Source organism: Bradyrhizobium sp. CAR08 (assembly GCF_052871955.1).
The window spans coordinates 59,681-79,951 of sequence record NZ_JBIXJX010000014.1; the positions used below are offsets into that span (position 1 = coordinate 59,681).

Annotated in this window: 20 protein-coding genes and 1 pseudogene; 15 read left to right on the top strand and 6 right to left on the bottom strand. The window is 64.1% G+C overall.

Features of this window, described 5'->3' with window-relative positions; genetic code table 11:
• Positions 1–96 precede the first annotated feature (96 nt).
• The 5 genes from ACIPUD_RS27055 to ACIPUD_RS27075 all read right to left on the bottom strand — a co-directional run bounded on the left by ACIPUD_RS27055 (position 97) and on the right by ACIPUD_RS27075 (position 2,771).
• Positions 97–552, bottom strand: coding sequence for an N-acetyltransferase family protein (locus ACIPUD_RS27055; protein WP_446481867.1), 456 nt, complete (start codon positions 550–552; stop codon positions 97–99).
• 66 nt (positions 553–618) lie between these two features.
• Positions 619–1,431, bottom strand: coding sequence for a PAS-domain containing protein (locus ACIPUD_RS27060; protein ID WP_446481868.1), 813 nt, complete (start codon positions 1,429–1,431; stop codon positions 619–621).
• 129 nt (positions 1,432–1,560) lie between these two features.
• Positions 1,561–1,755: a hypothetical protein gene (locus ACIPUD_RS27065; protein ID WP_018453544.1), complete on the bottom strand. Its 195-nt coding sequence runs from the start codon at positions 1,753–1,755 to the stop codon at positions 1,561–1,563.
• A gap of 37 nt (positions 1,756–1,792) precedes the next feature.
• Positions 1,793–1,969, bottom strand: coding sequence for a hypothetical protein (locus tag ACIPUD_RS27070; protein WP_007614766.1), 177 nt, complete (start codon positions 1,967–1,969; stop codon positions 1,793–1,795).
• Positions 1,970–2,120: 151 nt separating this feature from the next.
• Positions 2,121–2,771 carry a glutathione S-transferase family protein gene (locus ACIPUD_RS27075; protein WP_018453545.1) on the bottom strand — a complete coding sequence of 217 codons (651 nt, stop codon included), beginning with the start codon at positions 2,769–2,771 and terminating at the stop codon, positions 2,121–2,123.
• Positions 2,772–3,406: 635 nt separating this feature from the next.
• Between ACIPUD_RS27075 and ACIPUD_RS27080 the strand changes: the two genes are divergently transcribed.
• From ACIPUD_RS27080 to ACIPUD_RS27115, 8 genes are all read left to right on the top strand, one after another.
• Complete coding sequence (locus tag ACIPUD_RS27080) at positions 3,407–4,609, top strand: pyridoxal phosphate-dependent aminotransferase (protein WP_007596745.1); 1,203 nt, start codon at positions 3,407–3,409, stop codon at positions 4,607–4,609.
• Positions 4,610–4,769: 160 nt separating this feature from the next.
• Complete coding sequence (locus ACIPUD_RS27085) at positions 4,770–5,249, top strand: DUF992 domain-containing protein (RefSeq protein WP_446481869.1); 480 nt, start codon at positions 4,770–4,772, stop codon at positions 5,247–5,249.
• A gap of 168 nt (positions 5,250–5,417) precedes the next feature.
• Positions 5,418–7,466, top strand: a complete 2,049-nt coding sequence (locus tag ACIPUD_RS27090; RefSeq protein WP_446481870.1) for an elongation factor G — start codon at positions 5,418–5,420, stop codon at positions 7,464–7,466.
• A 358-nt stretch (positions 7,467–7,824) separates the two neighbouring features.
• On the top strand, positions 7,825–8,097 hold the full coding sequence (locus tag ACIPUD_RS27095) for a helix-turn-helix domain-containing protein (RefSeq protein WP_007614761.1): 273 nt from the start codon (positions 7,825–7,827) through the stop codon (positions 8,095–8,097).
• Positions 8,098–8,206: 109 nt separating this feature from the next.
• Positions 8,207–9,961: a SulP family inorganic anion transporter gene (locus ACIPUD_RS27100; RefSeq protein WP_018453548.1), complete on the top strand. Its 1,755-nt coding sequence runs from the start codon at positions 8,207–8,209 to the stop codon at positions 9,959–9,961.
• A 93-nt stretch (positions 9,962–10,054) separates the two neighbouring features.
• Positions 10,055–10,888 (top strand): shikimate dehydrogenase, encoded by an 834-nt coding sequence (locus ACIPUD_RS27105; RefSeq protein ID WP_085348799.1) that lies wholly within the window; start codon positions 10,055–10,057, stop codon positions 10,886–10,888.
• 66 nt (positions 10,889–10,954) lie between these two features.
• Positions 10,955–11,581: a hypothetical protein gene (locus ACIPUD_RS27110; protein ID WP_085348798.1), complete on the top strand. Its 627-nt coding sequence runs from the start codon at positions 10,955–10,957 to the stop codon at positions 11,579–11,581.
• A gap of 15 nt (positions 11,582–11,596) precedes the next feature.
• Positions 11,597–12,220: a hypothetical protein gene (locus ACIPUD_RS27115; protein ID WP_026232553.1), complete on the top strand. Its 624-nt coding sequence runs from the start codon at positions 11,597–11,599 to the stop codon at positions 12,218–12,220.
• A 116-nt stretch (positions 12,221–12,336) separates the two neighbouring features.
• Here the strand turns inward: ACIPUD_RS27115 and ACIPUD_RS27120 are convergent, their stop codons facing one another.
• Positions 12,337–13,473, bottom strand: a complete 1,137-nt coding sequence (locus tag ACIPUD_RS27120; RefSeq protein WP_018453552.1) for an alpha-hydroxy acid oxidase — start codon at positions 13,471–13,473, stop codon at positions 12,337–12,339.
• 134 nt (positions 13,474–13,607) lie between these two features.
• On the opposite strand from ACIPUD_RS27120, the gene ACIPUD_RS27125 reads away from it, so the two are divergent.
• The 7 genes and pseudogenes from ACIPUD_RS27125 (at position 13,608) to ACIPUD_RS27155 (ending at position 20,112) form a co-directional block, all read left to right on the top strand.
• Positions 13,608–13,775: a hypothetical protein gene (locus ACIPUD_RS27125; protein ID WP_018453553.1), complete on the top strand. Its 168-nt coding sequence runs from the start codon at positions 13,608–13,610 to the stop codon at positions 13,773–13,775.
• Between the two features lie 220 nt (positions 13,776–13,995).
• Positions 13,996–15,339, top strand: coding sequence for a phosphoglucosamine mutase (glmM, locus tag ACIPUD_RS27130; RefSeq protein WP_018453554.1), 1,344 nt, complete (start codon positions 13,996–13,998; stop codon positions 15,337–15,339).
• Positions 15,340–15,590: 251 nt separating this feature from the next.
• On the top strand, positions 15,591–16,841 hold the full coding sequence (locus ACIPUD_RS27135) for an MFS transporter (RefSeq protein ID WP_446481871.1): 1,251 nt from the start codon (positions 15,591–15,593) through the stop codon (positions 16,839–16,841).
• Between the two features lie 235 nt (positions 16,842–17,076).
• On the top strand, positions 17,077–17,916 hold the full coding sequence (locus tag ACIPUD_RS27140; RefSeq protein WP_204512350.1) for an outer membrane protein: 840 nt from the start codon (positions 17,077–17,079) through the stop codon (positions 17,914–17,916).
• Positions 17,917–18,083: 167 nt separating this feature from the next.
• The gene (locus ACIPUD_RS27145; protein WP_446481872.1) at positions 18,084–18,962 is read left to right on the top strand and encodes an outer membrane protein; all 879 of its coding nucleotides are present in this window, start codon (positions 18,084–18,086) and stop codon (positions 18,960–18,962) included.
• Positions 18,963–19,030: 68 nt separating this feature from the next.
• Positions 19,031–19,621, top strand: coding sequence for a glutathione S-transferase family protein (locus ACIPUD_RS27150; protein WP_085348793.1), 591 nt, complete (start codon positions 19,031–19,033; stop codon positions 19,619–19,621).
• A 25-nt stretch (positions 19,622–19,646) separates the two neighbouring features.
• Positions 19,647–20,112, top strand: a pseudogene (locus ACIPUD_RS27155) (GNAT family N-acetyltransferase).
• Positions 20,113–20,271 lie beyond the last annotated feature (159 nt).

The window sequence follows — 20,271 nt, forward strand, 5'->3', positions numbered from 1 at the left end:
TGACGGGGGGCTGACCAGACGCAGCTGCAGCCTAGTCCCGCTATGTTACGCGCAGGTGACAGACAGAGTTATCCACAGGCGGCGCGATCGCGAGGATCAGAAGATCTTGCGATAGACGATGAACCCGGAACGCTCGGCGACCTTGTCGTACAGGCGCTGCGCCGTCACGTTGGTCTCGTGCGTCTGCCAGTACACGCGCGGCGATCCCACGAGCTTTGCGCGCTCGTAGACGCCATGGATCAGCGCCGAGCCGACGCCCTTGCCGCGCGCGGCCTCGGTCGTGAACAGGTCCTGCAGATAGCAGGACGGCTCGATCGCGGTGGTGCTGCGGTGAAACAGGTAATTCGTCATCCCGAGCAGGCGGCCGTCGCTCTCGGCGACCAATCCGTGTACCGGCTCATAGGCATCGAAAAAGCGCTGCCATGTCACGCGCGTGATTTCGGGCGAGAGCGCGGTCGGACCGGAGCGGCCGTAAAAGGCATTGTAGCCGTCCCACAGCGGCAGCCATTGTTCGTAGTCCTGCCTCGTGACGGAGCGAATGGTAAGCGACATTTGAAATTCCCGCGATCGATGAGGCGTCCTTCATACGTGATGATGGACGTGCTGATCAATCGCGCATCACTCCGCGACGCGCAGATACCGGATCAGCTTGCGGCTCGCGGGATCGCGCAGCGAGCGGTAGTAGTCGGCGCGGGACGGCGCATCGGTGTGGCGCACGAGGTCGGTCACGGGCGTGTAGCTCAGCATGCGGCCGCCGTCGGGCAGCGCGGCACAGACGAAGCGCAACACCTCGCCATTGCGCAAGGCGATGTTGATCGGCGTGGCATCGCCGATCCGGACCATCTCCATGCGCTGAGCGATGAAGGTGCCGAGTTCGTCCTCGGGCAATTCGAACGCGCCGGTGTCGCGGCCGTGATACATCAGCGCGACGAACGGCGGCTTGCCGTCGGCGATGTCGTCCGGCACCGCAAAATAATCGCGGAACGCGCGGTTGATGAATTCGGCGCGCGTTTCGGCATCGAGCAGCACGATGCCGATATCGACCTGGTCGAGCGCGGCCGACAGCCGCGCGGCGATGGCGTGACTCCGACGCTCGGCGGCAAACGTGCCGAGCAGCCGCTGGCGCATCAGGCCGGTGATGCCTGCGGTGCCCGCGGCCGTCGCGGCCAGGAGGCCGAGCTGGATCATATCCGCCGTGGTAAGGCCTGCAACGCCGTGCCGGCTGAGGAGCAGCAGTGCCGCGCCGATGACGGCGATGGCTGCGCTGGCGACGGCGGAAGCGGGACCCGAGAGCGCGCCGGCGAGCGCCACGATGCAGACGAGCAGCGGCGCGGGCCAGGGAGTGGGGACGAAGCGATCGAAAAACATCGTCAGCAGCAAAGTCGCTGCCGTCAGCGCCGGACCGGAGATCGCACGCCATCCCAACCGCATGGGGCTGTCTCGCTCCTTCCTGAACGAGGTAAGGCGGCAACACTGACCGAACATTGCGCCATTGCGATGCGGTTTCGCGCGGTGTGCTTAAGGTGCGCTTTGGGTCTCGCGCAAAGCTTTCGGATGATTTTAGACCAAGTGCGCGTGCTTGAGACGTTGTTGCAGCGCGGGCGCATTCAGCTTCGACGTCCCCTGGCCCTTGCGCGTGCCGACGAAGATCAACAGCGATGCCGCGACCAGGATGGCCGCGGTCAGGGTGATTGCAACGATGACCACAGGTGATTTCATCGACGTCCTGTCGCGATGCCGGTCGGCGCGGGCCATGCGGCGCCTTGAAGGCGGGTCCAGGATGAAGCGGGAATCAGACCGGCAGGCCCATCGCCATGGTCGCCTTGGTCGACAGCACCGTCAGGGTGACGATCAGGCACAGCGAGAGCGCGGCGACGGCGAGCGAGGCCGCGACCGCGTTGGTCAGCCGGGAAGACGAAACGGTAGCGGGTGGGCCCTGAAAGCCTGCCGTGCCGGACGCCCGAATCATGGTCTAAATCCTTCAACGCGCGAGCGAATCACCCGCGACATCGAACAATTTCACTGTTGCAATCGGCAATATTGCGGCGGCCAATCGAGCGAAAATGGCGAGATTGCGGCAATGGTGACCTTTATGCCCGCTATTTGCCAGAGTTCGCCCCTCAGGCACCAGCGGCGATGCTGGCGGGGTCCTCGATGTCGGCCGGCCGCCAGTCCATTGCGACGTAGCCAGGCGCCGCTTCCACGCGCTTCAGCCAGTCCCGGATCGCCGGGAAGGTCGAGAGGTCGAAGTCGCAGCGGTCGGCGAGGTGGGTATAGCCGTACAGCGCGATGTCGGCGACCGTGAGCTGGCGGGCGGCGAAATAGGCGTTGGTCCTGAGATGATTCTCCATCACCTGGAGCGCGCCATAGCCGCGCTCCATCCAGTCCTCCAGCGAATGAGTCTGGAGGTCGCGGCCGCCCCTCACCAGCGACAGCCAGAAATAGGCCGCGCCGATGTTCGGCTCCAGCGCGTGCTGCTCGAAGAACATCCATTGCAGCGCGTCGGCGCGATCGATGCGGTTCTCCGGCGCGAGCGGCGTGCCGACGGCGACGTACCAGAGAATGGCGTTGGACTCGGCGAGATAGCGGTCGTCGCCGACCTCGAGCAGCGGCACCTGGCCGGATGGGTTCTTGGCCAGGAAGTCCGGGGTGCGGCTCTCGCCGCGCAGAATGTCCACCTCGACCGCTTCGTAAGGCAAGTTCAGCAGCGCCAGCGCAAGGCGGACCTTGTAGCTGTTGCCCGAGCGCTGCATCGAATAGAGCTTGTACATTCTGGGGATGATTCCGGACGACGGGAGGGCGCGGCGCTTGTTGCCCCGCAACGCGGCTAAACAATGATGCCGATGCGAATCCGCCGCAAGACCCGGCCAATAGAAAAACTCGAAAACCCTACCGCATTGCAATGCGGCGGAAGATCATTTCCGTGCGACCATCCAACTCAGTTCACGCTTGCGTCAACGCGCAAGTGCGTTGCTCGACGCGATCGTGTGCGAGCACCGCGGTCGCGTTTTGGGCACTGAAGCTTCCGCATCGTCATGGCCCGGCTTGTCCCGGCCATCTACGCGCTGCACACGGCACGAAGAACGTGGATGCCCCGGGCCTTCGCCTCGCCGAAGCGGCTTCGGCCGCGCAGGCGAGACAGGCCCGGGCATGACGACGTTCTCGTTTCATAGCCCGCGAAGGCCGCAAAATTGCTCCGAGGACACGCGTTGTCGGATATGAGGGGTTTGCGCGGCAAAGTTACGGAATATTGCGGGAAATCGCGGCTCGAAACGCCAGACACGTAAACTTTTGCGGGATCGGACCGAAGTTTCTTGCGGTGCAACGGCACTCGTTTTAGGGTGGTTCATTCCCACAATCGGAGTCGTGAAGCCAAAGGGTTCACGACGCTTGTCAGGAGATGACGATGTCCTTCCTTGCCGCTGCGCTCGACCGTGTGAAGCCGTCCGCGACCATCGCGGTCACGGATAAAGCACGTGCGCTGAAAGCGGCGGGCCGCAACGTCATCGGTCTCGGCGCCGGCGAGCCCGACTTCGACACGCCCGCGAACATCAAGCTGGCCGCGATCCACGCCATCGAAGCCGGTAAGACCAAGTACACCGCGGTCGACGGCATTCCCGAGTTGAAGGAAGCCATTATCGCCAAGTTTCAGCGCGAGAACGGCGTCGTCTACAAGGCGAACCAGATCATCGTCGGCACCGGCGGCAAGCAGGTGCTCTACAACGCGCTGATGGCAACCATCAATCCGGGCGACGAGGTGATCATCCCCGCGCCGTACTGGGTCAGCTATCCCGAGATGGTGGCGCTCGCCGGCGGCGAGCCGGTGCCGGTGGTCTGCACCGCCGCGACCGGCTTCAAGCTCCAGGCCGAGGCACTCGAGCGCGCGATCACGCCGAAGACCAAATGGGTGATCCTGTGCTCGCCGTCGAACCCGACGGGAGCTGCCTACACCAGGACCGAGCTGAAGGCGCTCACCGACGTGCTGGTCAAGCATCCGCATGTGTGGGTGATGACCGACGACATGTACGAGCACCTCGTCTATGACGACTTCCAGTTCACCACGGTCGCGCAGGTCGAGCCGAAACTCTACGACCGCACGCTCACCGTGAACGGCGTGTCGAAGGCCTATTGCATGACCGGCTGGCGCATCGGCTATGCCGGCGGTCCGGCGCAGCTCATCAAGGCGATGTCGACGATCCAGTCGCAGTCGACCTCGAACCCGTCGTCGATCGCGCAATGGGCCGCGGTTGAGGCGCTGAACGGTCCGCAGGACTTCATCCCCGCCAACAACAAGGTCTTCAAGGAGCGCCGCGATCTCGTCGTCTCCATGCTGAACCAGGCCAAGGGCATCGAGTGCCCGCGGCCCGAGGGCGCCTTCTACGTCTATCCGTCCTGCGCCGGCACCATCGGCAAGACCGCGCCGTCGGGCAAGGTGATCGACAATGACGAGACGTTCGTCACCGAACTGCTGGAGACCGAAGGCGTCGCCGTGGTGCAGGGTTCGGCCTTCGGCCTCGGCCCCGCGTTCCGCATCTCCTACGCGACCAAGACCTCGGACCTCGAAGACGCCTGCAAGCGCATCCAGCGCTTCTGCGGCAATCTGCGCTGAACTCACAGACATGAAGTGACATCAAAGGGCCCGCGCAATGCGGGCCCTTTTTCTTTCAAGTCTGCACGATCTGGCGCCACCGGAACTGTTGTGGCATAGACCATCGCGCGGCGTGTGCCGCGCCTCCATGCTCGCATCACATTCATCGCCGGAGATATTCATGCGCCGTTCACTCCTCCTCGCCGGGCTTGCCGTTGTGAGCCTCGTTGCCTCCGTTGCGGGCGCCAGCGCGCAATCGCGGATGGTGCAGGTGGGCGTGCTCGAATGCCGCGGCGGCGCCAGCGTGGGCTTCATCGTGGGATCGGTGACCCATCTCGGTTGCGTGCTGCGCGTCGATGGTTTGCCGGACGACCGTTACGTTGCGACGATCCGCAAGGTCGGTCTGGATATCGGCATCACACAGGAGACGGCTTTGGCGTGGGGCGTGTTCGCGCCGGTGAACCGGCTCGGCCCGGGCGACCTCGCCGGCAACTACGCCGGTGCGCAGGGCAGCGCCTCGGTCGGTGTCGGCCTCGGCGGCAACGTGCTGGTCGGCGGCTCCAACAATTCGATCGCGCTCCAGCCGCTCAGCGTGCAGGGCCAGGTCGGCCTCAACGTCGCCGCCGGCCTCGAGAGCCTGGAACTCCGCCCGGGACGTTGAGACTCGGCGCCAGCCGAAGCGCTCCTCCTCAACCTCTCTCCGGGAGAGGAGGAAATACCGACGACGCACCGCAGCGATTTTTGATGCTTGCCAAATCTCGGGGACGGGCAGAGCATCAGCGTTTGCCGACCCAATCATGGGCCGAGCTCCACACCAAGGAGGCGGCGAATGGGACAAGACGTCAGAAGTCCCCGAGGTCCACGGTGCATCGCGCTGGTGGGCCCTTTCCAAAGCGGTAAAACCACACTTCTCGAAGCCATCCTGGCGCGAACGGGCGCAATCCCGCGTGCCGGCAGCGTCGATGCCGGAACCTCCGTCGGCGACGCCACGCCAGAGGCCCGTCATCACAAGATGACCGTTGGGCTGACTGCCGTCACCACGAGTTTCATGGGCGACAGCTACACCTTCCTCGATTGTCCCGGTTCCGTCGAATTTGCCAACGACATGCGCGCCGCGCTGCCCGCGGTCGATGCCGCAATCGTGGTCTGCGAAGCCGACGAGAAGAAGCTGCCGCAGCTTCAGATCATCCTGCGCGAGCTGGAGGAGCTGAAGATCCCGCGTTTTCTGTTCCTCAACAAGATCGACCGCGCCAACAAGCGCATCCGCGAGACGCTTGAGATGCTCCAGCCCGCCTCGCGCGTACCGCTGGTGCTGCGCCAGATCCCGATCTGGAAGGACGAGTTGATCGAGGGCTTCGTCGATCTCGCGCTGGAGCGTGCGTTCATTTACCGCGAGCACAAGGCCTCCGAAGTGGTCGCGCTCCAAGGCGGCGATCTCGATCGCGAGAAGGAGGCCCGCTTTTCGATGCTGGAGAAGCTCGCCGATCACGACGATGCGCTGATGGAGCAGCTGCTCGAGGACATCCAGCCGCCGCGCGATGCCGTGTTCGACGATCTCGCCCGCGAATTGCGCGACGGGCTGATCTGCCCCGTGCTGCTGGGCGCCGCCGCACGCGAAAACGGCGTGCTGCGTTTGATGAAAGCGTTGCGCCACGAGGCGCCCGGTATCGCGGAAACGGCAAAACGTCTCGGCGTTCCCGAAACGAGGGACGCCCTCGGCTTCGTCTTCAAGACGTTGCATTCGCAGCACGGCGGCAAGCTGTCGCTGACGCGCATGCTCGCTGGCCATCTCGACGACGGTGCCACGCTGCAATCCTCCTCCGGAGGGGCCAGCCGCATCTCCGGCATCCTCGCCGTCACCGGGGCCTACGACACCAAGCGTACCGCGGCGGAAGCCGGCGATACGGTGGCGCTCGCCAAGCTCGACCCGATCAAGACCGGCGACACGGTCTCGAGCGGCAAGATCCAGCCGGCAGCGCTAACCGCCGTAGAACCCACTCCGCCGGTGCTCGCGATCTCGGTTGCGGCCACCGACCGCAAGGACGACGTCAAGCTCGGCCAGGCGCTGATGCGGCTGCACGAGGAGGACCCCTCGCTCGTCTTCGTGATGAACGCGCAGACCCACGACACCGTGCTGTGGGGTCAGGGCGAGATGCACTTGCGCGTCGCGAGCGAGCGGCTGCGCGATCGTTTCGGCGTCAAGGTCGCTTCGCATCCCCCCGCGATCGGCTATCAGGAAACCATCCGCAAGCCGATCGTCCAGCGCGGCCGCCACAAGAAACAGTCTGGCGGGCATGGCCAGTTCGGCGATGTCGTGCTCGACATCAGGCCGCTGCCGCGCGGCGAGGGCTTCAAGTTCGCCGAGAAAGTGGTCGGCGGCGCGGTCCCGCGCAACTACATCGGCGCGGTGGAAGAGGGGGTCATCGACGGGCTCGCCCGCGGCCCGCTCGGTTTCCCGGTCACCGATTTGCAGGTGACGCTGACCGACGGCTCCTATCATAGCGTCGATTCCTCCGACCTCGCCTTCCGCACGGCGGCGCGGGTCGGGCTCACCGAGGGCCTGCCGCAATGCCAGTCGGTGCTGCTGGAGCCGATCCATGTGGTCGAGATCGTCTGCCCGACCGACGCCACCGCCAAGATCAATGCGATTCTGTCGGCACGGCGCGGCCAGATCCTCGGCTTTGACACCCGCGACGGCTGGAGCGGATGGGACTGCGTCCGCGCCATGATGCCGGAAGCCGAGATCGGCGAATTGATCGTTGAGTTGCGCTCGGCCACGGCAGGCGCCGGCAGCTTCACCCGCCAGTTCGACCACATGGCCGAAGTCACGGGGCGCGCCGCCGACCAGATCATCGCAGCGCATCAGCACGCGGCGTGATCGGTCTGCCGAAGTAAGGGACGCATCACTGTCTCACTCCCTCTCGCCGTTCTTACGGGGAGAGGGGTGGGGTGACGGGCTTCACAATGGGCGTGGCGAAGGTTGGACTCACGCTGCTCCTCCCAACCGTCATTGTGAGCGCAGCGACTTGTCCGCCGAAGCTTTAGCGAAGGCGGAAGCAATCCAGTCTTTCCCCGGAGGAATTCTGGATTGCTTCGTCGCTTCGCTCCTCGCAATGACGGTGGAGACGGATGGCTCGCATGGCGAGCTTCCCCTTGCGTTCGGTCGTTTATGATGTATTTTACATCATTGTGCATGCTCCAGACATCATTTATAATCTTTCATAGGTGAGGCCAAGGTGATCACGTCGTTCCAGATGCGGGCAGCGCGTGCGCTGCTCGGCATTGACCAGAGGGCCTTGGCGGAGCTCGCAGGCGTTTCGCTGCCGACCATTCAGCGGATGGAGGCGAGCACCGGCAATGTCCGCGGCGTGGTCGAGACCTTGATGAAAGTGGTCGAAGCCTTTGATCGCGCCGGCGTCGAGCTGATCGGCGAACAGGCGCGCAGCGAAGGCGGCGGACGTGGCGTTCGGCTTAAGGAGCCGGGGCCGCCGCGTCGGGTGGGAGCATGATCCCGCAATGATCATGCTCGGGAGCAGTCTTAACTAACGCACCGTCGCGCCCCGATACGCGGCCGCACGATGCATCGGAGCGTTGTGGGCAGCGGAGCATTTTGCTGAAATGAGCATCACAGGCGAACACGCAGGCAAGCTGCACCAGCCTCGTCGGCCGACCTTTACCGAACTCTATCTGCCAAAGCTCGTCACCGTATGGCGCGAGGGCTATGGCTTATCGGATTTCCGTGCCGATGTGTTCGCGGGCCTCACGGTCGCGATCGTCGCGCTGCCGTTGTCGATGGCGATCGCGATCGCCTCGGGCGTGACGCCGGACCGCGGACTCTACACCGCTGTTGTCGGCGGCTTCATTGCGTCACTGCTCGGCGGCAGCCGATTCCAGATCGGCGGTCCGGCCGGCGCCTTCATTGTGCTGGTTGCGGCGACCGCCGACCGTCACGGGGTTGACGGCGTGGTCCTGGCCACGCTGATGGCGGGCCTGTTCCTGATCGCTGCGGGCTTCCTGCGGATCGGCACCTATATCAAGTTCATTCCATATCCTGTGACGGTTGGCTTCACGGCCGGCATCGCCGTCATCATCTTCGCCAGCCAGCTGCGCGATCTCGGCGGGATCACGCTCCTCGCGAAGGAGCCCAGCGAATTCGTCCCGAAACTCGTCGCGCTTGCCGGGGGCCTGCACACCGTCAATCCGTCGGCGGTCGCGGTTGCGATCGTCAGCATTGCCATCATCGCCGGCCTGCGACGCTGGCTGCCGTCCTGGCCCGGTATCCTGATCGCGGTCGTGCTCGCGGCGGTCGCATGTGCCGTGCTGTCGCTGCCGGTCGAGACCGTCGGATCGCGCTTCGGCGGCATTCCGCGGGAACTGCCCTCGCCAGCCTTGCCTGCATTCTCGCTCGCGAAGGCGACCGCCGTGCTGCCCGATGCGATCTCCTTCGCACTGCTCGCCGCCATCGAATCGCTGCTGTCGGCGGTGGTGGCCGACGGCATGACCGGACGCCGTCACCGCTCCAATTGCGAGCTGGTGGCGCAAGGTGCCGCCAATGTCGGCGCGGCGGTGTTCGGCGGCATCTGTGTCACGGGGCTGATCGCGCGCACGGCGACCAACATCCGCGCCGGCGCGCGGGGGCCGCTCGCGGGCATGCTGCATTCGGTTTTCCTGCTGCTGTTCATGCTGATCGCAGCGCCGCTCGCGAGCTACATCCCGCTGGCCGCGCTCGCCGCCGTGCTCGTCGTGGTGGCCTGGACCATGGCGGAGAAGCACGAATTCGCGACGCTCCTTCGCTCGTCATGGGGCGATGCCGTCGTGCTGCTCGCAACCTTCCTGCTCACCATCTTCCGCGATCTGACCGAGGGCATTCTGGTTGGCTTCGCGCTTGGCGCGGTCCTGTTCATCCATCGCATGGCGGAAATGACGGGCATCGAGGAACGATCGCCACTGGTGGCCGCCGATCGTCCCGATGACGATAATGGCGGGCGCGTGCCTTACGACCCCGCACTCGCGGTCGATCGCGACGTGCTGGTCTATCGCATCACCGGCGCGTTCTTCTTCGGCGCGGCCTCGGCGATCGGCAGTGTGCTCGACGGCATCGCCGACAAGCGCAAGGGTTTTGTGGTCGATTTCGCCGACGTGCCGTTCCTAGATTCGACCGCGGCCAACGTGCTCGGCCGCGTCGCCGCCAAGGCCCACCGCCAGGGCATCCGGCTGTTCATCACAGGGGCGTCGCCTGCGGTCCGCCGTGCGCTGCTCACCCATGGCGTCACGCCGCCACGCGCGCGCTATCGCGAGACCATCGCGCGTGCGGTCGCCGACATCAAGGGCGGCGCGGCGCTGCCCGCGGGTGGTGAGGCGGGCACGACCTGACGTCGAGCCTCTCCCGAGACGCCCCGCGCGCTTGACAGCGCCTGCGGGACACGAAATGGATCGCCTCCGAAACGACCCCAGGGGAGGACGACCGTGACCAAGGCTCCCGCAGCCTGTCTGATCGGATGGCCGGCCGCGCATTCGCGCTCGCCGCTGATCCATCGATACTGGCTGCGCACGCTCGGGATCGAGGGCGGCTATGTCATCGAGGCGGTTCCACCCGATAATTTGCGTGACTTCGTCCTGCGGCTGTCGCTGCGCGGCTTCGTCGGCGCCAACGTCACCATCCCGCACAAGGAAGGCGTGCTCGAGCTGTCGACGCCCGATGCCCGCGCGCGAGCGGTCGGTGCGGCCAACACGCTGTGGTTTGCGGACGGCGAGCTGCGCTCGACCAACACCGACGTCGAGGGCTTTATCGGCAATCTCGATGCCAGCGCGCCCGGCTGGGACGCAGCCGAAGAGGCGCTGGTGCTCGGCGCCGGCGGCTCCTCGCGCGCCATCGTGTTCGGGTTGCTTGAACGCGGCATCAAGCGCGTCCATCTCGCCAATCGCACCGTCGGCCGGGCCGAGATGCTTGCAAGGCAGTTCGGGCCGAAGGTGCATCCTGTTGCGTGGGATGGCATCGACCACATTCTGCCGCGTGCAAAACTTCTCGTGAACACGACCTCGCTCGGCATGCACGGTCAGCCTTCACTCGACCTTAAAGTGGCGCGCCTGCCGGATGGCGCCGTGATCGCCGATCTCGTCTATGTCCCGCTGGTGACGCCGCTGCTGGCGGCCGCACAGGCGCGCGGGTTGAAGACCGCCGACGGGCTCGGCATGCTGCTGCATCAGGCGGTCCGCGGCTTCGAGCTGTGGTTCGGCCAGCGGCCGCAGGTCACGGCCGAGCTGCGTGCGCTGGTCGAGGCCGATCTCACAAAGACTTGAGAGAATAGCGCGTAATCTCCGGAGTTCTATGTCCGTAGGGACAATAGGGCGCAATCGGAGACCATCATGTCTGTTCAACGTGCAACTTTCACACGTCCGCTCATCGCCGTCGCGATGGTGGCCGTCTCGACCCTCTCGGCCCTTGCGCAAAGGGCGCCGGTGCCGACGCGCGTGCGAGGCACGATCGAAAGCGTCAATGGCGACACGATGCAGGTCAAGGCGCGCAGCGGCGAGGATGTCAAGCTGCACATCGCCTCCGACGTGAACGTGTCGGGCATTACCAGGATTTCACTTGCCGACATCAAGCCCGGCTCCTTCGTCGGCGCCACCACCGTGCCGGGACCGGACGGAGGCGCGAACGCGGTCGAGGTGCACGTGTTTCCGGAGAGCATGCGCGGCACCGGCGAGGGCTCGCGACCCTATGACCTCAAGCCCAATTCCAGCATGACCAATGCGACCGTGTCGGAGAGCGTGGTCGGCAATGACGGCCATACGCTGCTGGTCAAGTACAAGGACGGCGAGAAGAAGGTGTTCGTCGCCGACAATACGCCGGTGGTGACCTTTGTCCCCGGCGACAGATCCGATCTGAAGGCCGGCGCCAAGGTGATCGCCTTCATGAAGCAGCTGCCGGACGGCTCATTCGAAACCAACCGCGTCAGCGTCGGCCGCGACGGCCTGACGCCGCCGATGTAAATGGAGAATAACAACATGTCGAAGAGAACCTGGATATCACGCCTCGGCGTGGCCGCGTTCGCCGCCTGCATCGTCACGTCATCCGCCCTGGCGCAGCAGACGCCGACGGTCCGCATCCGCGGCACCATCGAGAGCGTCGACGGCAACACGCTCGGCATCAAGACCCGCGAAGGAACCGACGTGAAGGTGCGCATGACCGACAACGTCGCCGTCTTCGCGGTGGTGAAGACGTCGTTGTCGGAGATCAAGGACGGCTCCTATATCGGCGTCACCGGCCTGCCCGAGCCCGACGGCACCCAGAAGGCGATCGCGGTGCACATCTTCCCCGAAAACCAGCGCGGCGCGGCCGAAGGTTTTCGTCCCTGGGACGCGCGCGCCAACTCGACCATGACCAACGCCACCGTGGCGCAGACGGTGAAGGGCACCGACGGCCAGAACATCACGGTCAAGTACAAGGACGGCGAGAAGAAAGTCGTGGTGCCGCCGGACACGCCGATCGTCACCTTCGTCGCCAGCGACAAATCCGAGCTCAAGCCCGGCGCCAAGCTGATCATTTTCGGCGCGGTGAAGAAGGACGATGGTTCGCTTGAGGCCAACCGGGTGAATGTCGGCCGCGACGGGGTGACGCCGCCGATGTGAGGGCGAACGCTGAAATCTTAGGGTGGGCAAAGGCGCGAAGCGCCGTGCCCACCCTACGATTTGCGAATTGGTGGGCACGCTTCGCTTTGCCCGCCCTACGGCACTGCCGCTGCGGTTCACATCGCGATGATATGTTCGTCGATTTCGTCAATCCGGTTGACGCCGCACAGGCCCATGGTGGTGAGCAGCTCCTTCTGGATGATGTCGATCGCCTTGGCGACGCCGGCCTGGCCGCCGGCGCCAAGGCCATAGGCGTAGGCGCGGCCGATCATGCAGGACTTCGCGCCGAGCGCGAGCGCGCGCATCACGTCCTGGCCGGAGCGGATGCCGCCGTCGAACATGATCTCCATCCTGTCACCGACCGCCTCGGCGATCTCGGGCAGCACCTCGATCGATGACGGCGCGCCGTCGAGCTGACGGCCGCCATGGTTCGAGACGACGAGAGCCTGCGCGCCGGTCTTGGCGGCTTCCTCGGCGTCCTCGACGTCCAGAATGCCCTTGATGATCAGCTTGCCCGGCCAGATGCTGCGGACCCACTCGACGTCCTTCCAGTTCAACGACGTGTCGAACTGCGAGGCGGTCCATTCGGCGAGGCGATTGAGGTCCTCGGTGTTCTTCACGTGGCCGGCGATGTTGCCGAAGGTACGGCGCTTGCCCCGCAGCACGCCGGAGACCCACGCGGGCTTTGTGGCGAAATCCAGAAATTTAGACATCGTCCACTCGGGGGGGATCGTCATGCCGTTCTTGATGTCCTGGTGGCGCTGGCCGATGACCTGGAGATCGACGGTCAGCACCAGCGCGGAGCATTTCGCCGCGATCGCGCGCTGGATCAACTCCTTGATGAAGCCGCGGTCCTTCATCACGTAGAGCTGGAACCAGAACGGCTTCTCGACATTGGCCGCGATGTCCTCGATCGAGCAGATCGACATCGTCGACTGCGTGAACGGGATACCGGCCGCTTGCGCGGCACGGCAGGCATGGATCTCGCCATCGCCATGCTGCATGCCGAGCAGGCCCACCGGCGCGAGGATCAGCGGCATGGTCGAGGGCTCGCCGAGGATCGTGGTCGCGGTGTCGCGTTTGGAGACGTCGACCAGAATGCGCTGGCGGAACTTGATCGCCTGCATGTCTTCGCGGTTGGCGCGCAGCGTTTCCTCGGCGTAGGAGCCGCGGTCGCAATAATCGAAGAACGCCTTCGGCACGCGGCGCTGATGCAGTGTGCGAAGATCGTCGATACAGGTGATGTGCTTCATGAACGTTTCCCGGCCCGTCTTGTCGGAAGAGTCTTGTATGGGAAGACTCTTGCATCGGAAGATCGAGGGGTCATCTAGCATGGTTGGATGCACAGCCAAATCGTTTGCAAATCCTTTGTGGAGAGGAGGGCGCCATGACCAGGCCGCACACCGGACCGACGCCGGAGGAGATCAAGGAGAAGCATGATCTCGAGGAAGCGCTGGAGGAGGGTCTGGAAGAGACCTTTCCGGGCTCCGATCCCGTCAGTGTCACCCAGCCGGCGCCGAGCCGCGCGGACGGCCATGTGAAGCGCTCGGACTAGGTGCCGGTTCCGCCCTGTTCCAGTATCTTCAACGGAAATATAATGTTAACAAGACGTTATTGGGGCCGGGAGCCGCCCGGTTCCGTAATGATTCATCATATTTTTTGAAGCCAAGTTAGCCGTGATGGCTCTATAAGACCTCAGCAAATCAGGGATGCGGGTCCCGCTTGGGCACCCGGAGGTTGCGCTGGGGATCCCTGGTTGTTGCGTGGGGGACGATATGAGCCGCAAATATTTCGGGACGGACGGGATCCGGGGCCGCGCCAACGGACTGATCACGCCGGAGCTCGCGCTCAAGGTCGGCCAGGCCGCAGGCCTGGCGTTTCAGCGCGGTGACCACCGCCACAGGGTCGTGATCGGCAAGGACACCCGCCTGTCCGGCTACATGATCGAATACGCGATGGTCGCGGGCTTCACTTCGGTCGGCATGGACGTGCTGCTGGTCGGCCCGATGCCGACGCCGGCGGTCGCGATGCTGACCAAGTCGATGCGCGCCGATCTCGGCGTGATGATCTCCGCCTCGCATAATCTGTTCGAGGACAACGGCATCAAGCTGTTCGGGCCGCAGGGCTTCAAGCTCTCCGACGACGTCGAGAAGCAGATCGAGCAGCTGCTCGATGAGCCCATCGACAAGCGTCTCGCCCAGAGCGCCAGTCTCGGCCGCGCCCGCCGCATCGACGGCGTGCATGACCGCTACATCGAATTCGCCAAGCGCACGCTGCCGCGCGATCTGTCGCTCGACGGCCTGCGCGTCGTGGTCGATTGCGCCAATGGCGCCGCCTACAAGGTGGTGCCGGAAGCGCTATGGGAGCTGGGCGCCGACGTGATCCCGATCGGGGTCGAGCCCGACGGTTTCAACATCAACAAGGAATGCGGCTCCACCTCGCCGGAAGCGCTGTCGAAGAAGGTGCGCGAGATGCGCGCCGACATCGGTATCGCGCTCGACGGTGACGCCGATCGCGTCATCCTGGTCGACGAGCGCGGCCACATCGTCGACGGCGACCAGCTGCTCGCGGTGATCGCGCAGAGCTGGAAGGAAGACGGCCGGCTGTCGCGATCGGGCATCGTCGCCACCGTGATGTCGAACCTCGGGCTCGAGCGCTTCCTTAATGCGCAGGGGCTCGATCTCGTGCGCACGCCGGTCGGCGATCGCTACGTGCTCGAGCAGATGCTGAACGGCGGCTACAATCTCGGTGGCGAGCAGTCCGGCCACATCATCCTGTCCGACTACGCCACCACCGGCGACGGCTTCGTTGCCGCATTGCAGGTGCTTGCCGTCGTGCAGAAGCTGCGCCGGCCGGTGTCGGAAGTCTGCCACCGCTTCGATCCGTTGCCGCAGATCCTGAAGAACGTCCGTCACAAGGGCGGCAAGCCGCTCGACAATTCCGACGTCAAATCGGCGATCTCCGACGGCGAGCAGCGGCTCAACGGCCATGGCCGCCTGCTGATCCGCTCCTCCGGCACCGAGCCGGTGATCCGCGTCATGGGCGAGGGCGAGGATCGCATCCTGGTCGAGGACGTCGTCGATACCATCGTCTCGGCGCTCGGGAACGCCGCGGCCTGAACTCGCAGCCATCCTTCGAGATGCCCGCTGTCGCGGGCTCCTCAGGATGAGGTTTTGTTTCCAGGTGAAGACGTAGACCCTCAGGGTGAGGAGCCCGCCACAGGCGGGCGTCTCGAACCATGCAGGCCGCAGTTTGGCCGCGAAATCTGGCGAAGCGCATTCCAGCCATGGGTGTTTGGCGGTGGATCGGTCGCCGCGCGCATCGTAACTAGCTTGTCGCGGCAATCTGCCGCGCCCGCCGGGATGCTCCAGTGAACAAGCCTGTCGTCGTCTCAGAGGAAACACTGACGGAGCCCGTCCTCGTCAGCGACGTCGAGCCCGGCGCCAAAGGTGCCGCGGGGCCGGCCTATGTCGTGCTGGCCGGCATCAGCTTCTCGCACTTCCTCAACGACACCATGCAGTCGCTGATCGCCTCGGTGTATCCGATCCTGAAGGACACCTATGCGCTCGACTTCGCGCAGATCGGCATGATCACGCTGGCCTTCCAGTTCACGGCCTCGCTGCTCCAGCCGGTGGTCGGCCACTACACCGACAAGAAGGCGCAGCCCTATTCGCTGTCGATCGGCATGGCCTCGACCTTCTTCGGTCTGTTGCTGCTCAGCGTCGCCCACCAATATCTCGTCATCCTCGTCGCAGCCGCTCTGGTCGGCCTCGGCTCGGCGGTGTTTCACCCGGAGTCGGCGCGCATCGCGCGGCTCGCCTCCGGCGGCCGCTACGGTTTTGCGCAATCGGTGTTCCAGCTCGGCGGCAGTTTTGGCACCTCGATGGGACCGGTGCTCGCCGCGCTCATCGTCGTGCCGTTCGGGCAGGGCAGCATCGCCTGGTTCTCCTCGATCGCCTTCCTTGCGATCCTCATCCTCTGGCGCATCGGCCGCTGGTACGAACCGCAGATCAAGGCGAAGAAGACGGCGGTGGATCAAGCCCATCCCGACGCGCCGAATTCGCGTCGCGTCGTCGCTGCGCTCCTCGTGCTGGTCGCGCTGCTGTTCTCGAAGCAGCTCTACGTCTCGAGCCTGTCGAGCTACTACATCTTCTATCTGATCGACCGCTTCGGCGTGTCGACGCAAGCCGCGCAGATGTATCTCTTCATTTTCCTCGCAGCGAACGCGGTCGGCGCTTTTCTCGGTGGTCCCCTGGGCGATCGCTTCGGCCGCAAGATCGTGATCTGGATCTCGATCCTGGGGGCGCTGCCGTTCACGCTGGCGCTGCCCTATGCCGGGCTCTATGCGAGCGCGGTGCTGTCCGTGATCATCGGCCTGATCATCTCCTCGACGACGTCGTCGATCATCGTGTTCGCGCAGGAGCTGGTCCCGCACCGCTTCGGCATGATCTCCGGCGTGTTCTTCGGTGTCGCCTTCGGCATCGGCGGCCTGGGCGCCGCCGTGCTCGGCAAGCTCGCGGACCACACCTCGATCGCGTTCGTCTACCAGGTTTGCGCCTATCTGCCGGCGATCGGCCTGCTTGCGGTGTTCCTGCCCAAGCTGCCGCGGCACGCGCGTTAACATATCCTGACTTGCTGCAACGCGGCTTCATACATCGTTAGGAAATGCGGCGACGGCGTCGCATTTGGCGCTGCATTTTTGCAACGCTCGCGCCGCCCGCGCGTCCGAGTTGAGAAAAAATCAACCTTAAAAATTAGGGTTAAGTGGCGCTTAAACATTTGCTGGCATCGTCCGGGCCGTGAGTTTCCAGAACGTGAGGCGCCGTATTGCCTCACCGGCCAAAAGGACGAAGCCAATGCGTAGCGTTAAGTCTCTCCTTGCCGCGGGTGCGGCAACCCTGATCTCCTCGATGGCGTTCGCCGCCGACATGCCGATCGCGGCGCCCCCTCCGATGTACGCGCCCCCGGCTCCGCCCGCCGACTTCGGTGGCTGGTACCTGCGCGGCGACGTCGGCATGACCAACCAGAGCGCCAAGCGCATCGACGGCGCGGTAGCGCCTGGGTTTACTAAAACGACGGAGGGGCTTGGCTTCGACTCGTCACCGCTGTTCGACCTCGGCGTCGGCTATCGCTTCAACAACTGGTTTCGCACCGACGTGATCGGCCAATACCGGGGCAAGGCCAACCTGCACGGTGCTGATAACGTCATTGGGCCGGGCTTCGTTGGCTCGGACAATTATAGCGGCAGCAAGTCGGAGTGGGTCGTCATGGCCAACGCCTATGTCGATCTCGGCACCTGGTGGTGCATCACGCCGTTCATCGGCGCCGGTGTCGGCGGCTCCTACAACAAAATTAGCGGCTTCCGTGACGACGGCGTTGCATATCTCGCCGCGCTGACCCCGACCCCGAGCGCCAGCGTCGCCTACTTCGCCGACAGCGGAAAGTGGAACCTGGCTTGGGCCGCACACGCCGGTCTCGCTTACAAGGTCAACCCCGGCTTCACGGTCGAACTGGCCTACAGCTACATGAACCTCGGCGATGCTGCGCCCGGCAACTACCGCTTGTTCGACAACAGCGCCTCGGGTCCGTCCACAATCAAGATCAAGGAGCTCACCTCGCATGACGTCAAGCTCGGCGTGCGCTGGGATCTCAACAGCCCGCCGGCCTACATGCCGCCGCTCGTCACCAAGGGCTGATCGTCAGCCTGATCGGTTAGGACTTCTTAACGGCGCGGGATCATCCCGCGCCGTTTTGCTTTGCGTATTTTTCATGGCGGGCGGCGACGAAAGCCTCCGGCGCAACCATTGGTTAAGGTTAACGGGCCATGATCACGAGTGAAAGTTCGAGTTCGATGGAGTGTTCGATGCGTAGGCTTTTGTTGGCGGCGGCGATGTTGGGGACGGTCTCCGCGGCGCACGCGGCCGATCTCTCCGATCTTCCCATCCTCCGAGGTAGCTTCACCGACGGGCTGTCAAAGACGTCCCACAATTGGGACGGTTTTTATGTTGGCGGCCAGTTCGGGTTTGCCACGACCGATGTTGATTTCAGTCATGCTCCGAAGACGATGACCGACTTCATGCTTCGCAACAGCATCCTTGAGGCGCCAGTCGGCGGCTGGTCGCTGCTGCCGAGTAACCACGTGCAGTCGACCGGGTTTGGCGCCTATGTCGGCCGCAATTGGCAGCTCTACGATGCAGTGTTCGGCGTCGAGGCCAATTACAGCTACATGAAGAATATATCGAGCTCGGCAAGTGATTCCATGACACGCATTCTCGACGGTGAGACGGCGCCAACGGGCCATACCTATACCTACGTCACTTCACTCGGTGGTGGTGCTGCGCTAAAGCTGAAGGATTACGCCACCTTCCGCGGTCGGGTCGGTTGGGACGGCGGCGACTTCATGCCCTATGCCTTCGCCGGTCTGGCGATTGGGCGCGCTGAAGTTTCGCGATTCGCGACCGTGTCCTACATCAAGCATGACGACTATGACGAGTCGATTGTCCTGGGCGGTGTTACGGCGACGATCCATCGACAGGACACGATTGACACGGGTACGTTTAACAAGACTGAGCTGCGCACCAACAGCTTCATGTACGGATGGACGGCCGGTATCGGTGTCGAGTACGCGATCTGCAACAACATCCTGGTTCGCGGCGAATGGGAGCATGTCGGCTTCTCGGACGTGAAGGACATCACTGTCGGCCTGAATAACTTCCGCGTCGGCATTGGCTACCAGTTCTGAGTCGCCCGCTTTCTGTTGACAGGTTCCTTCCGTCCTGATGCTCTGTCGCCGAATGCGCGGGGGCACCGATGCGGATCTACGGCGATAGCAATTCCGGCAATTGTCTGAAGGTGAAGTGGGTCTGCGACAAGCTCGCGGTGCTCTACGAGTGGATCGAGATCGACACCCGCAAGGGCGAGACCCGTACGCCGCAATTCCTCCAGATGAACGGTGCCGGCCAGGTGCCCACCGTCGCTTTCGACGACGGTCGCACGCTGGCGCAGTCCAATGCCATCATCCGCTATCTCGCGCGCGACAGTGCGCTCATTCCGGGCGACGCCTTCACTGCCGCCAAGATGGACGAATGGCTGTTCTGGGAACAATACAGCCACGAGCCCTATATCGCGGTGTGCCGCTTCCAGCTCGTCTATCTCGGCAAGGACGCCTCCGAGCTCGATCCTGAAAAGGTCAAGCGCGGCTACGCGGCGCTCGATCGCATGGAGCAGCATCTGGCGGCAAACCGCTTCTTCGCCGGTGATGACGTTTCGCTTGCCGACGTCTCGCTGCTTGCCTATACGCGCGTCGCGCATGAAGGCGGCTTCGATCTCGGTCGCTATGCCGCCATCCGCCGCTGGATCGGCGAAGCCGAGACCTTTCTCGGGATACCCAAGGTGCGTTAGGCGCGCTTGAGGCGGGAGTAACTTTATGAACGCCCAATCTGTCTCCATTCGTCCCGCGCGCCGCGAAGATGTTGCTGCGATCGTGACGATGCTCGCCGACGATCATCTCGGGAGCGCACGCGAGCGCGTGGAAGACCCGTTGCATGCGTCCTATTACGAGGCATTCGCGCGGAGTCGAGCGCGATCAAAATATCCAGCTTGTGGTTGTCGAGAGTGAGGGCAGGGTGGTCGGCTGCCTGCAGCTCGCGATCCTGCCGGGTCTCAGCTCGCAAGGCGGCTTGCGCGGTCTGCTCGAAGACGTCCGCGTCGCTTCCGATTGCCGCAGCCGCGGCATCGGCGAGCAATTGGTGCAATGGGCGGTGACGGAAGCGAAAGCGCGCGGTTGCAATCTCGTCGAACTGCTGACGCATCAGACGCGAACAGATGCGCAGCGCTTCTACAAGCGGCTTGGGTTCACGGCGAGTCACGTCGGCATGACTGTCCGCTTTTGACGCTGCACGCTATGAGCCTTGCGCGATCAGCGAAATCGGATCGCGCGTACGTTCATATTAAGAGCTGATAAACCACCGTCACGGCGTTCACGTTGGTGAAGGAACGAACGGTGCTACGGGACGTCGAAACCGGGCTCGATCGGTTCGGGGATTTCGATG

Coding starts and splice junctions, on each gene's coding strand:
- ACIPUD_RS27140 (WP_204512350.1), top strand. CDS start 17,077: ATGCGTAGCGTTAAGTCTCTCCTTGCCGCGGGTGCGGCAACCCTGATC.
- glmM (WP_018453554.1), top strand. CDS start 13,996: ATGAGCCGCAAATATTTCGGGACGGACGGGATCCGGGGCCGCGCCAAC.
- ACIPUD_RS27090 (WP_446481870.1), top strand. CDS start 5,418: ATGGGACAAGACGTCAGAAGTCCCCGAGGTCCACGGTGCATCGCGCTG.
- ACIPUD_RS27060 (WP_446481868.1), bottom strand. CDS start 1,431: ATGCGGTTGGGATGGCGTGCGATCTCCGGTCCGGCGCTGACGGCAGCG.
- ACIPUD_RS27145 (WP_446481872.1), top strand. CDS start 18,084: ATGCGTAGGCTTTTGTTGGCGGCGGCGATGTTGGGGACGGTCTCCGCG.
- ACIPUD_RS27085 (WP_446481869.1), top strand. CDS start 4,770: ATGCGCCGTTCACTCCTCCTCGCCGGGCTTGCCGTTGTGAGCCTCGTT.
- ACIPUD_RS27070 (WP_007614766.1), bottom strand. CDS start 1,969: ATGATTCGGGCGTCCGGCACGGCAGGCTTTCAGGGCCCACCCGCTACC.
- ACIPUD_RS27120 (WP_018453552.1), bottom strand. CDS start 13,473: ATGAAGCACATCACCTGTATCGACGATCTTCGCACACTGCATCAGCGC.
- ACIPUD_RS27055 (WP_446481867.1), bottom strand. CDS start 552: ATGTCGCTTACCATTCGCTCCGTCACGAGGCAGGACTACGAACAATGG.
- ACIPUD_RS27100 (WP_018453548.1), top strand. CDS start 8,207: ATGAGCATCACAGGCGAACACGCAGGCAAGCTGCACCAGCCTCGTCGG.
- ACIPUD_RS27075 (WP_018453545.1), bottom strand. CDS start 2,771: ATGTACAAGCTCTATTCGATGCAGCGCTCGGGCAACAGCTACAAGGTC.
- ACIPUD_RS27115 (WP_026232553.1), top strand. CDS start 11,597: ATGTCGAAGAGAACCTGGATATCACGCCTCGGCGTGGCCGCGTTCGCC.
- ACIPUD_RS27150 (WP_085348793.1), top strand. CDS start 19,031: ATGCGGATCTACGGCGATAGCAATTCCGGCAATTGTCTGAAGGTGAAG.
- ACIPUD_RS27110 (WP_085348798.1), top strand. CDS start 10,955: ATGTCTGTTCAACGTGCAACTTTCACACGTCCGCTCATCGCCGTCGCG.
- ACIPUD_RS27080 (WP_007596745.1), top strand. CDS start 3,407: ATGTCCTTCCTTGCCGCTGCGCTCGACCGTGTGAAGCCGTCCGCGACC.
- ACIPUD_RS27065 (WP_018453544.1), bottom strand. CDS start 1,755: ATGGCCCGCGCCGACCGGCATCGCGACAGGACGTCGATGAAATCACCT.
- ACIPUD_RS27125 (WP_018453553.1), top strand. CDS start 13,608: ATGACCAGGCCGCACACCGGACCGACGCCGGAGGAGATCAAGGAGAAG.